This is a genomic window from Curtobacterium poinsettiae, from assembly GCF_025677645.1.
In the GTDB taxonomy this organism is placed as follows: Bacteria; Actinomycetota; Actinomycetes; order Actinomycetales; family Microbacteriaceae; genus Curtobacterium; species Curtobacterium poinsettiae_A.
Genome location: NZ_CP106879.1, coordinates 2543588 through 2554767 on the forward strand (window position 1 = coordinate 2543588; position 11180 = coordinate 2554767).

The window sequence follows — 11180 nt, forward strand, 5'->3', positions numbered from 1 at the left end:
GCCCGGGTCAGTGGGCGGCGCTCTCCCAGTTCGGCCCCACGCCGACCGAGACGTCGAGCGGGACGCTCAGCTCGGCGGCGCTGCCCATCCGGGTGCGGAGGATCTCCTCGACACGCTCCTGCTCACCCGGCGCGACCTCGAGGATGAGCTCGTCGTGCACCTGGAGCAGCAGGTGCGACTGCAGCTCGCCCTCGCGCAGGTCGTCGGCGACCCCGAGCATCGCGATCTTGATGATGTCGGCGGCCGAACCCTGGATCGGGGCGTTCAACGCGGCCCGCTCGGCGTTCTCGCGCAGGACCCGGTTCGGGCTCTTCAGGTCGGGGAACGGGCGGCGGCGTCCGAAGATCGTCTCGGTGTAGCCGTCCTCGCGCGCCTGCTCGACGACGTTGCGCAGGTAGTCGCGCACCGCACCGAAGCGGGCGAAGTACTCGGTCATCAGGGTGCGGGCCTCGGACTGCTCGATGCGCAGCTGCTTGGACAGGCCGAAGGCACTCAACCCGTACGCCAGGCCGTAGGACATCGCCTTGACCTTGGTGCGCATCTCGTTGGAGACCTCGGACGGGTCGACCCCGAAGACCCGGGCACCGACGAAGCGGTGCAGGTCCTCGCCCTCGTTGAAGGCCTGGATGAGCCCCGGATCGCCGGAGAGGTGCGCCATGATCCGCATCTCGATCTGTGAGTAGTCGGCGGTCACGAGCGTCGTGTACGGCTCGGCGACCGCGAACGCCGACCGGATCCGGCGACCGACGGCCGTCTTCACGGGGATGTTCTGCAGGTTCGGGTCGGTCGACGAGACCCGGCCGGTGCTCGTACCGGTCTGCTCGTAGCGGGTGTGGATGCGCCCGTCGACCACGGCGGCATCGAGGGTGTCGACGATCTGCCGGAGCTTCGTGGCGTCGCGGTGCTGCAGCAGGAGCCCGAGGAACGGGTGCGGGTGCTGTTCCTGCAGGTCGGCCAGGCTCGCGGCGTCGGTCGAGAACCCGGTCTTCGTCTTGCGGGTCTTCGGCATCGCGAGCTCGGTGAACAGGACCTCCTGCAGCTGCTTCGGCGACCCGAGGTTGACCTCGTGCCCGATCTCGGCGAAGGCCTGCTGGGCGAGTTCGGCGGCGCGCTCCCCGAGTTCCTTCGACAGGCCGGTGAGCACCGGTCGGTCGATGCCGACACCGATGGTCTCCATGCCGGCCAGCACCGACACGAGCGGCAGCTCGATGTCGTCGAGGACCTGCAGCGACGACGCGTCGATCCGGGCGCGCAGGGCCGTGGTGACGCGGAGCACGAACCACGCGTGCACCCCGACGTTGACCGGGTCGGTCTCGGGGACCAGCTGGTTGGGATCAGCCGTCGGCAGTTCCTCGCCGAGCTCCTGGTAGACGAGGTCGGACAGCGGCTGCCCCTGCTTGCCGGGCTGCGCGAGCCACCCCATGATCCGGGCGTCGCCGGCGATGCCGTTCACGACGAAGCCGGCGGTGCCGAGCGCCTTGATGGCGGCCTTGGCGTCGTGGAAGTGCTTCGGGGCGTCGGAGGCGAACCAGGCCGAGAGCTGCTCGTAGTCCTTCGCACCGCTGCCGCCCGGCACCAGTACGGCGTCGTCGTGGGTCGCGATGCCGATGGCGCTGAGGCGTCCGTCGATGACCTCGACCGCGACGCCGTAGCCGTTCGCCGCCTCGGTCGCGTTGCGGCGCTCGAGCCAGTAGCCGAGCTCTTCGTCGATCAGGGTCTTGACCGGTGGCGGGGTCGGCGCGCCTTCATCGACGGTGCCCTCGGCCGCCGGCTCGGCGGGGTCGCCCGACCCGGCCACCTTGAAGACGCGGTCGAGCAGCGTGCGGAACTGCAGCTTGGCGAAGAGCTCGCGCACCGCGGTCTCGTCGACCGGGCGGAGCGCGACGTCGGCGGGACCGACGGGCAGCTCGACGTCGGTGACCAGGCGGTTGAGCCGGCGGTTCCGGATCGCCCGGTCCCGCTGCTCGCGCAGGTTGTTGCCGACCACGCCCTTGATCTCGTCGGCGTGCTCGAGGACGCCGTCGAGCGACCCGTACTGGGTCACCCACTTGACCGCGGTCTTCTCGCCGACCTTGTCGATGCCGATCAGGTTGTCGCTGGTCTCGCCGACGAGGGCGGCGATGTCCGGGTACTGGTGGGGCTCGATGCCGTAGCGCTCGTAGACCTTGTCGCGGTCGTAGCGGGTGAGTTCGGAGACACCGCGGACGGACGGGTAGAGCAGCGTGACGTCGTCGTTGACGAGCTGGATCGAGTCGCGGTCACCGGAGACCACGTAGACCGTGAAGCCCTGGTCGGCACCCTGCTTGGAGAGGGTCGCGAGGATGTCGTCGGCCTCGTAGTCCTCTTTCGTGACGGTGGTGATGCCCATCGCCTCGAGCGCCTGCTGCAGGAGCGGGATCTGTCCCTTGAACTCGGCCGGGGTCTCGGAGCGGGTGCCCTTGTACTCGGCGTACTCCCGCGTGCGGAACGAGAACCGGGAGATGTCGAACGCCACCGCCAGGTGGGTGGGCTTCTCGCGCTGCAGCAGCATCAGCAGCATCGAGATGAAGCCGTGGATCGCGTTGGTGTGCTGCCCCTCGCGGTTCACGAAGCTGTCGACCGGCAGGGCGTAGAAGGCCCGGAAGGCGAGCGAGTGGCCGTCGATGACCATGAGGGTAGGCTTTGCGGAGTCCGACACCCGGACAGCCTACCGACGCCCGCTGACACGGAAGGTCGACGCAGACCGTGACCGACGACACCACATCGACCACGATCGATCCCCGCCTCGACGAACGCGGCATGGGCGAGCTGGCCGAGAAGATGGGCATGGTCATCACCGAGCTCTCGGCTGAGCGGGCGGTCGGTTCGATCCCCGTCGAGGGCAACCGCCAGCCGGTCGGCCTGCTGCACGGCGGCGCCTACGTCGTCCTGGCGGAGAGCCTCGGGTCGATGGCCGCGAACGTGCACGCCGGGCCCGGCCGCTACGCCGTCGGCATCGAGCTCAGCGCCTCGCACTCCCGCAGCGCGACGAGCGGCATCGTCACGGGCACGTGCACCGCCATCCACCTGGGCGGCACGCTCACCACCCACGAGATCGTCCTGACCGACGACCAGGGTCGCCGGTGCTCCACGGTGCGGATCACGAACATGATCCGCGAGCGTCGCTGACCGACGGACCGACCCCTCAGTCCTCCGGCGGCCGCTGCAGCAACAGGCGGGCGTCGCCGAACCCGAGCCGCCGGTAGAGCCGCTCGCCGTCCACGCTCGAGTGCACCGACGTCCGCTCCACGCCGAGTTCGTCGGCGAGCTCCAGCAGGGCCGTGACGAGCCGTCCGGCGACGCCGGAGCCTCGCAGCTCCGGGTGCACGTAGACCGTCTGCACGTCGGCGGTCAGTCGGTGCCCCGGCCGGTCCGGCAGTGGCGGTCGCGCGACGAGCCCGAGCCAGGCCATCCCGAGCACGACGCCGTCCCGCTCCGCGACGACGCACCGGTGCGACTCCGCGTGGTCGGCCGCGAAGGCCGTCATCGCATCGCGGTAGGCCTCCACGCTCGCCGCCGGCTGCGCGCCGCCCTCGTCGACGCTCCACCGCCACCGCAGGTCTGCCACCGCCGGCATGTCGTCAGGTCGGGAGGCCCGGATCACCACGTCGTCCATGGCTCCAGCCTGCCAGGTGGTCGCGGCACACGCCCCGCCCCCGGACGCAGGAACGCCGCCGGACCCGGGTGGGGCGGCGGCGTTCCGTGAGCGACGGTGGTGCGCTGGACTACTTCTTGGCGCTGAGCTGCTCGATGATCGCCTTCGCGACGTCGTGCATGGTCAGGCGGCGGTCCATCGAGGCCTTCTGGATCCAGCGGAACGCCTCGGGCTCGGTGAGGCCCATCTTCTCGTTCAGCAGGCCCTTGGCCCGGTCGACGAGCTTGCGGGTCTCGAAGCGCTCGACGAGGTCCGCGACCTCGGCCTCGAGCGTGATGATCTGCTGGTACCGCGACAGGGCGATCTCGATCGCGGGGAGCAGGTCGTTCGGGGTGAAGGGCTTGACCACGTAGGCCAGCGCGCCGGCCTCAGTTGCACGCTCGACGAGGTCCTTCTGGCTGAACGCGGTCAGCAGGACGACGGGCGCGATGTGGTTCTTGGACAGCTTCTCGGCTGCGGAGATGCCGTCGAGCTGGGGCATCTTGACGTCCATCACGACGAGGTCGGGGCGGAGGTCGGTCGCGAGCTGCACGGCGGTCTCACCGTCACCGGCTTCACCGACCACGTCGAAGCCGTTGTCGCGGAGGATCTCCACGATGTCGAGGCGGATGAGCGACTCGTCCTCGGCGACGACGACGCGACGGGGTGCTGGTGCTGTTGCTTCTGTGTCACTCACGGACGAAAGCCTACTAGACGACGGAAGTGCCGCATCCCAGACCACGCAGATCGAACGACGGATCGATCGTTGGTACGAGTGGCGGGACTTGAACCCGCACGCCGTGAGGCAGAGCATTTTGAGTGCCCCGTGTCTGCCGATTCCACCACACTCGCGAGGAGGCCAACACTACCAGCCCGACCCGTGCCTCCCGGCCCGTCGTCGACCGTCTCAGGAGCCCTCGAGCGCCTCGATCGCCGTCACGAGACCGGCTCGTCGCGGCGACCGCCGCGGCAGCACCGCGAGCAGCGCGCGCAGCACGAGCGCGTCGGTCGCACCGTCCGGGGTGCGCGCCCACGCGAGCAGGGCGTCGACGCCGCCGTCGGCGACGACCGACTCGCGGAACCGCAGCCGCACCAGGTCACGGACCGCGTCCACGCCCGGTGCGGCGGAGCTCGGCAGGACCGGTCCGGCGTACCGGTCGACGGCCTGGAGGCGCGCCCCGCGTTCGAGCGCGGACAGCACGCCGTCGACGTCGGTCCGGACCCCGGTCAGCCGGTACGGCCGCGACGTCACGGTCACGTCCGGCGCGTGCTGCGCGAGGACCCGCCGGAGCCGGACGACCTCGGCGCGCAGGGTGACGACCGAGCCCGGGTCACCGTAGACGGCCGCGGCGAGGTCGGTCGCCGCGAGGCCGTCGGGGTGCGCGGCGAGCACGACGAGCAGCTCGGAGTGCCGGGCGGACAGCTCGACCCGGCGGTCGGCGATCCGGAGCACGGCGGTGTCGGTCCCGAGCACGGTCAGTCGGGCCGGCGGCACGCGGGGTGTCCGCGCGCGTGGACGGACCGCGGCCAGGGCCAGCCGGGCCTCGGCGGCGGCGACCGTGGCGGCGAGCAGCGGCAGCGTGTGCCGCTCGACGGCGCGGTCGTCGCCCGTCAGGTCGAGCACCCCCACCGTGGCACCGCTCGCGTCGTGCACCGGGACGGCCGTGCACGAGAACGGCTCGACGGCGTTCGCGTAGTGCTCGTCGGACCGGATCTGCACCGGACGGTCCAGACGCAGTGCCGTGCCGGGCGCGCTGGTGCCGACGCGGTCCTCCGACCAGTCGGCTCCGGGGACGAAGCCCATGTCCTCGGCGGCACGACGCGTGGAGCGGGCGCCGTCGACCCAGACGAGACGACCCGCGGCGTCCGCGACGGCGACGACGCAGCCGGCCGAGCGGGAGTCGTCGAGCAGCAGCCGACGGACCACCGGCAGCAGGGTGGAGAGCGGGCCGTCGTGTCGTACGGCGTCGAGTTCGTCGTCGTCGAGGGCGAGGACCGGGGTGGCGTCGGGGTCGACCCGGGCGGACCGCTGCCACGACGCGGCGACGAGCGGGCGGAGCCGACCGGGTGCGCGCATGCGTCCTCCGATCGACCCCACCCGCCGCTCCGTCGCGACGCGTACGGTCAGCCTACGTCCGGGCCACCCGCGGGACCAGGCCGAGATCGGCGAGCTCGGCGTCGTCGAACATCCGCGACCGGGTGAGGAACCGTTTGCCCGCGGGGACCTCGACCGAGAACCCGCCGCCCCGACCGTCGACCACGTCGATCGTCAGGTGCGTGTACTTCCAGTACTCGAACTGCGACACCGACATGTACACCTCGACCGGCTCGAGGCCGTCGACCTGCAACGCGCCGAGCAGGACGTCCCCCGGGCCGGTCCGGAACATGCCGACGGGGTAGCACATCGGGCTCGAGCCGTCGCAGCAGCCGCCGGACTGGTGGAACATCAGCGGGCCGTGCCGGGCGGTGAGGGTGCGCAGCAGCTCCTCCGCCGCCGGCGTCACCGCGACGCGTGCGGTGTCGGGCATCAGAAGAAGCCCATCGGTCCATCGGCGTAGGAGACGAGCAGGTTCTTCGTCTGCTGGTAGTGGTCGAGCATCATCTTGTGGTTCTCGCGCCCGATGCCGGACTGCTTGTAGCCGCCGAAGGCCGCACCCGCCGGGTACTGGTGGTACGTGTTCGACCACACGCGCCCGGCCTGGATGTCACGTCCGGCGCGGTACAGGGTCGTGACGTCTCGGCTCCACACCCCGGCGCCGAGCCCGTACAGGGTGTCGTTGGCCGTGGCGATCGCGTCGTCGTAGCCGCTGAAGGACGTCAGGGCGAGCACGGGCCCGAAGATCTCCTCCTGGAAGATCCGCATCGAGTTGTCGCCCTCGAACACCGTCGGCGTGACGTAGTAGCCGCCGGAGAGTTCGCCGCCCAGGTCGGCGCGCTCGCCACCGGTCAGGAGCTTCGCGCCCTCCTGCTTGCCGATGTCGATGTAGCTCAGGATCTTCTCGAGCTGGTCGTTGGACGCCTGGGCGCCGATCATCGTCGACAGGTCGAGCGGGTGTCCCTGCTTGACGGCACGCACGCGTTCCAGGCCGTCGGCGACGAACCCGTCGTAGATCTCCTTCGCCACGAGTGCCCGGGACGGACACGTGCAGACCTCGCCCTGATTGAGGTTGAAGAAGGTGAAGCCCTCGAGCGCCTTGTCGTAGAAGGAGTCCTTCTCGGCCGCCACGTCGGGGAAGAACACGTTCGGGCTCTTGCCGCCGAGCTCGAGCGTCACCGGGATGAGGCTCTGCGACGCGTACTGCATGATCAGCCGCCCGGTGGTGGTCTCCCCCGTGAAGGCGATCTTCCGGATGTCGGGGTGCTGCGCGAGCGGTGCGCCGACCTCGATGCCGAAGCCGTTGACGACGTTGAGCACCCCGGCGGGAAGCAGGTCGCGGATGAGCTCGACGAGCACGTGGATGGACGCCGGGGTCTGCTCGGCGGGCTTCAGCACGACGCAGTTGCCGGCGGCGAGGGCCGGTGCGAGCTTCCACACGGCCATCAGGATCGGGAAGTTCCAGGGGATGATCTGCCCGACGACGCCGAGCGGTTCGTGGAAGTGGTAGGCCACGGTGTCGTGGTCGATCTCGCCGGCGGAGCCCTCCTGCGCACGGATCGCCCCGGCGAAGTACCGGAAGTGGTCGATCGCGAGCGGGATGTCGGCGCCGAGGGTCTCGCGGATCGGCTTGCCGTTCTCCCACGTCTCGGCGACGGCGAGCATCTCGAGGTGCTCCTCCATGCGGTCCGCGATCCTGTTGAGGATGACGGCACGTTCGGCCGCGCTCGTCCGGCCCCAGGCCGGGAACGCCTTCCAGGCGGCGGCGACGGCGCGGTCGACGTCCGTGGAGTCACCGCGTGCGACCTCGGTGAAGACCTTGCCCGTGACGGGCGTCGGGTTCTCGAAGTACTGCCCGCTGGCGGACGGCACGTACTCACCGCCGATGAAGTGGTCGTACCGGGATCGGTACTCGACCAGGGAGCCGGGTTCGCCGGGTGCGGCGTAGCTGGTGGGCGAGGGTGCGATGGTCATGGTGGTGCCCTTTCGACGACGCTGTCGGGGCGCACGGGTCGCGCGCCTGCTCCGCACCGTACGACCGCGGGGGTTGCAGGTCGTTGCACGGCCCGCGGCTCCGACGGGTAGCGTGCTGGACACCAGCGCCGGCGAACAGGGAGGAGCGCTCGTGGATTCTCGTGCCGTCAGGACGTTCCGGGTGTTCGTCGTCGTCACCGCCGTCGTCGCCATCGCACTGGGCATCGTGGCGATCGTCTGGCCCCGCCCGTCGCTCGTGCTCGTGGCGCTGCTGTTCGGCGTGTACCTCGTCGTGGCCGGGGCACTGCGCGTCTTCGCCGCGGTGCGGGGCCACGGTACCCGCCCGGTGTGGCGGTGGACGTCCGGCATCGTCGGCGGCCTGGTCGCGGTCGCGGGGCTCGTGACGCTGCTCGACCCGGCGATCCCGCTCGTCGTCTACGCCGTGCTCGCCGGGGTCGGCTTCCTGATCGAGGGGGTCGCCGCGATCGTCGGCGGCTTCGTCGGACACCCGGGATCGTCACGCGTCCCGACGGTCGTCAGTGGCGTGCTGTCGATCATCGGTGGCATCGTCGTGCTCGTCGCGCCCGGACTCGCGCTGACCGTCTTCATGGTCTTCGCCGGCATCGCGCTCATCTTCGTCGGGGCCGCGGCCCTGCTCCTCCTGCCGCCGCGCGCCGCCGTCCGCCGGTAGCCGCCGCGCGCCGCCGTCCGCCGCTAGGCCGAACCGGTGCCGAAGAGCAGCCCGAGTGCGTAGGTGACGATCGCCGCACCGAACCCGATGGCGAGCTGCCGGAAGGCCCGCTTGCCGGGGGACGCTCCGCTCAGCACGCCGACGACGGCACCGGTGCCGAGCAGGGCGATGCCCACCAGCCCGCCGGCCACGGCGATCGCCGGCCACCCCTGCATGCCGAACAGGAACGGCAGCACCGGGATGACCGCGCCCGAGGCGAAGAAGCAGAAGCTCGACACCGCGGCGCTCAGCCCGGTGCCGACCGCCTCGTGGTCGTCCGCGACCGCGGTCGGACCCGTCGCCGGCCGCCGCTCACCGATGCCGGACAGCACCTGCGCGGCGTGCTCGGTTGCCTCCGCCTCGGACATCCCGCGCGCCCGGTAGACCAGCGCGAGCTCGTTCGCGTCGACGTCGAGGTCCGACACCGCCCTGCCGGCCTCGGGATGCGGCGCGGACGCCTCGAGCAGTTCGCGCTGCGACCGGACGGAGACGTACTCCCCCGCCCCCATCGACAACGCGCCGGCGAGCAGGCCGGCGATGCCGCTCAGCAGCACGAAGTGCCGGTCGGCCCCGGAGGCACTGATGCCGATGATGAGCGCCAGGTTCGACACCAGGCCGTCGTTCGCGCCGAACACCGCCGCCCGGAACGTGCCGGAGAGCCGCATCCGGCCGCGGTTCGCGAGCCCGCGCACGACCTCGCCGTGGATCCGCTCGTCGGCGGCCATCCGCGCGGTCGCGTCCGAGTCGTCGGCGTACGGCGAGCGGTCCTCGGCGCGCTGCATGAGCGCGAGGACGAAGACCGACCCGAACCGCTTGGCCAGCACGGCGAGCACCCGGGTGCGCAGACTCCCCCGCTCCGGTCGTCCGACGTCGTCGCCGAGCAGGTCGAGCCAGTGGTCGGCGTGCCGCCCTTCGGCCTCGGCCAGCGCGGCGAGGATCTCGCGTTCCTCGCCGGAACGGCGGGCAGCGAGGTTGCGGTACACGGCCGCTTCGGCACGTTCGTCGGCCAGGTAGCGACGCCAGCGGCGAACGTCGGCGCGCGACGCCGGGGTGTCGGATCGGAGGCTCACAGCGACCATCCTGCCGCCTGCGGCCGACGTCCGGTCACCACCAGGGCCGTGGAGACGCGGCAGGGCGCGGACCGGGGGCGGTCGACGCTGCTCGCGCCGGGCCTCCAGTCCGCGCCCTGGTGGCGACGGATCCCTCGGATCAGTCCCGGACGTAGGCCGGGGCGGCCTCGGCGTGGGCGTCGCCCACCCGGTGCACGCGCAGGTCGTTCGTCGAGCCCTCGATGCCGGGAGGGGACCCGGCCGTCACGATGACGCGGTCGCCGGGAGCGGCCAGGCCGTTCTCGAGGAGGACGTCGTCCACCTGCGAGAAGAGCTCGTCGGTGTGGGTCTTCCGCTCCACCAGGAACGAACGGACTCCCCAGGTGAGGGCCATCCGGCGGCGCGTGGCCTCGTTCGGGGTGAAGGCGATGATCGGCAGACCGTGGCGCAGACGCGACATGCGGCGGGCCGAGTCACCGGACTCGGTGAAGACGCAGAGGTACGACGCCTCGGTGAACTCGGCGATCTCGACGGCGGCGAGGGTGATCGCACCGCCGAGGGTGCGCGGCTTGGTGCCGAGTGGCGCGATGCGCTCGAGACCGTGGTCCTCGGTGGACTCGACGATGCGGGCCATGGTGCGGACGGTCTGCACCGGGTACTCACCGACGCTCGTCTCACCGGACAGCATGACCGCGTCCGCACCGTCGAGGACGGCGTTGGCGACGTCGGAGGTCTCCGCGCGGGTGGGGATCGGCGACGAGATCATCGACTCGAGCATCTGCGTCGCGACGATGACCGGCTTGGCCATGCGGCGGGACAGCTCGACGGCGCGCTTCTGCACGATCGGGACGGCCTCGAGCGGGAGCTCGACGCCGAGGTCACCGCGGGCGACCATGATGCTGTCGAAGGCGTCGATGATCTCCTCGAGGGCGTCGACGGCCTGGGGCTTCTCGACCTTGGCGATGACCGGCAGGCGCTTGCCCTCTTCGTCCATGATCTCGTGGGCACGCACGACGTCGCTCGCGTTGCGCACGAACGACAGCGCGATGAGGTCGGCGCCCTGGCGGATCGCCCAGCGCAGGTCGGCCTCGTCCTTCTCGCTCAGCGCGGGGACGTTGACGGCGACACCGGGCAGGTTGATGCCCTTGTTGTTGGACACCGTGCCGGGGACGACGACCTCGGTGCGGACCCGCACGCCGTCGGTGTCGAGGACACGGAGGCGGACACGGCCGTCGTCGATGAGCAGCGGGTCGCCGGGCTTGACGTCCTGCGGCAGGCCCTTGAACGTCGTGCCGCAGATCTCCTTCGAGCCCGGGACGTCCTCGGTCGTGATGGTGAAGACGTCACCGACCGCCAGGTCGTGCGGGCCGTCGGCGAAGCGTGCCAGACGGATCTTCGGACCCTGCAGGTCGACGAGGATCGCGACGGGCTTGCCGAGTTCTTCGGCGGCACGACGGACGTTGACGTAGTTGGCCTCGTGGACGCTGTAGTCACCGTGGCTGAGGTTGAGGCGGGCGACGTCGACGCCCGCTTCGATGATCTCCTTGACGGTCTCGTAGTCCGACGTTGCCGGTCCGAGCGTCGAAACGATCTTTGCGCGTCTCAATGGATTCCTTCGTGGTGGTGGATGGAGCTTGGGTTTCCGCGCTGTGGGGCCGCGCGGAACGGATCGAGGCCACC

Annotated in this window: 10 protein-coding genes and 1 tRNA gene; 2 read left to right on the forward strand and 9 right to left on the reverse strand. The window is 71.0% G+C overall.

What is annotated here, in order from left to right; translation table 11 throughout:
• Nucleotides 1-7: 7 nt before the first annotated feature.
• On the reverse strand, nucleotides 8-2650 hold the full coding sequence (gene polA, locus OE229_RS12205) for a DNA polymerase I (RefSeq protein WP_247737737.1): 2643 nt from the start codon (nucleotides 2648-2650) through the stop codon (nucleotides 8-10).
• 128 nt (nucleotides 2651-2778) lie between these two features.
• On the opposite strand from polA, the gene OE229_RS12210 reads away from it, so the two are divergent.
• Entirely contained in the window at nucleotides 2779-3147 is a 369-nt protein-coding gene (locus tag OE229_RS12210) for a PaaI family thioesterase (RefSeq protein WP_051596794.1), read from the forward strand.
• 16 nt (nucleotides 3148-3163) lie between these two features.
• On the opposite strand, the gene OE229_RS12215 is transcribed toward OE229_RS12210, so the two are convergent.
• The 6 genes from OE229_RS12215 to exaC all read right to left on the reverse strand — a co-directional run bounded on the left by OE229_RS12215 (nucleotide 3164) and on the right by exaC (nucleotide 7721).
• Entirely contained in the window at nucleotides 3164-3634 is a 471-nt protein-coding gene (locus OE229_RS12215; RefSeq protein ID WP_262138225.1) for a GNAT family N-acetyltransferase, read from the reverse strand.
• Nucleotides 3635-3743: 109 nt separating this feature from the next.
• Nucleotides 3744-4349, reverse strand: coding sequence for an ANTAR domain-containing response regulator (locus tag OE229_RS12220; RefSeq protein WP_017887240.1), 606 nt, complete (start codon nucleotides 4347-4349; stop codon nucleotides 3744-3746).
• 70 nt (nucleotides 4350-4419) lie between these two features.
• Nucleotides 4420-4504: transfer RNA gene (locus tag OE229_RS12225), tRNA-Leu, on the reverse strand.
• 55 nt (nucleotides 4505-4559) lie between these two features.
• Nucleotides 4560-5729 carry a helix-turn-helix domain-containing protein gene (locus OE229_RS12230; protein ID WP_262138227.1) on the reverse strand — a complete coding sequence of 390 codons (1170 nt, stop codon included), beginning with the start codon at nucleotides 5727-5729 and terminating at the stop codon, nucleotides 4560-4562.
• A 52-nt stretch (nucleotides 5730-5781) separates the two neighbouring features.
• Nucleotides 5782-6180, reverse strand: coding sequence for a DUF779 domain-containing protein (locus OE229_RS12235; RefSeq protein WP_262138229.1), 399 nt, complete (start codon nucleotides 6178-6180; stop codon nucleotides 5782-5784).
• Nucleotides 6180-7721, reverse strand: a complete 1542-nt coding sequence (gene exaC / locus OE229_RS12240; RefSeq protein ID WP_262138232.1) for an acetaldehyde dehydrogenase ExaC — start codon at nucleotides 7719-7721, stop codon at nucleotides 6180-6182. The genes OE229_RS12235 and exaC overlap by 1 nt, the downstream gene beginning before the upstream one ends.
• Nucleotides 7722-7872: 151 nt before the next feature.
• Here exaC and OE229_RS12245 point away from each other — a divergent pair, with 151 nt between their 5' ends.
• Nucleotides 7873-8412: an HdeD family acid-resistance protein gene (locus OE229_RS12245; protein WP_262138234.1), complete on the forward strand. Its 540-nt coding sequence runs from the start codon at nucleotides 7873-7875 to the stop codon at nucleotides 8410-8412.
• Nucleotides 8413-8435: 23 nt separating this feature from the next.
• Here OE229_RS12245 and OE229_RS12250 read toward each other — a convergent pair whose 3' ends face one another.
• On the reverse strand, nucleotides 8436-9530 hold the full coding sequence (locus OE229_RS12250; RefSeq protein WP_182066409.1) for a VIT1/CCC1 transporter family protein: 1095 nt from the start codon (nucleotides 9528-9530) through the stop codon (nucleotides 8436-8438).
• Nucleotides 9531-9660: 130 nt separating this feature from the next.
• On the reverse strand, nucleotides 9661-11106 hold the full coding sequence (gene pyk, locus OE229_RS12255) for a pyruvate kinase (protein ID WP_110891587.1): 1446 nt from the start codon (nucleotides 11104-11106) through the stop codon (nucleotides 9661-9663).
• Between the last annotated feature and the right edge of the window lie 74 nt (nucleotides 11107-11180).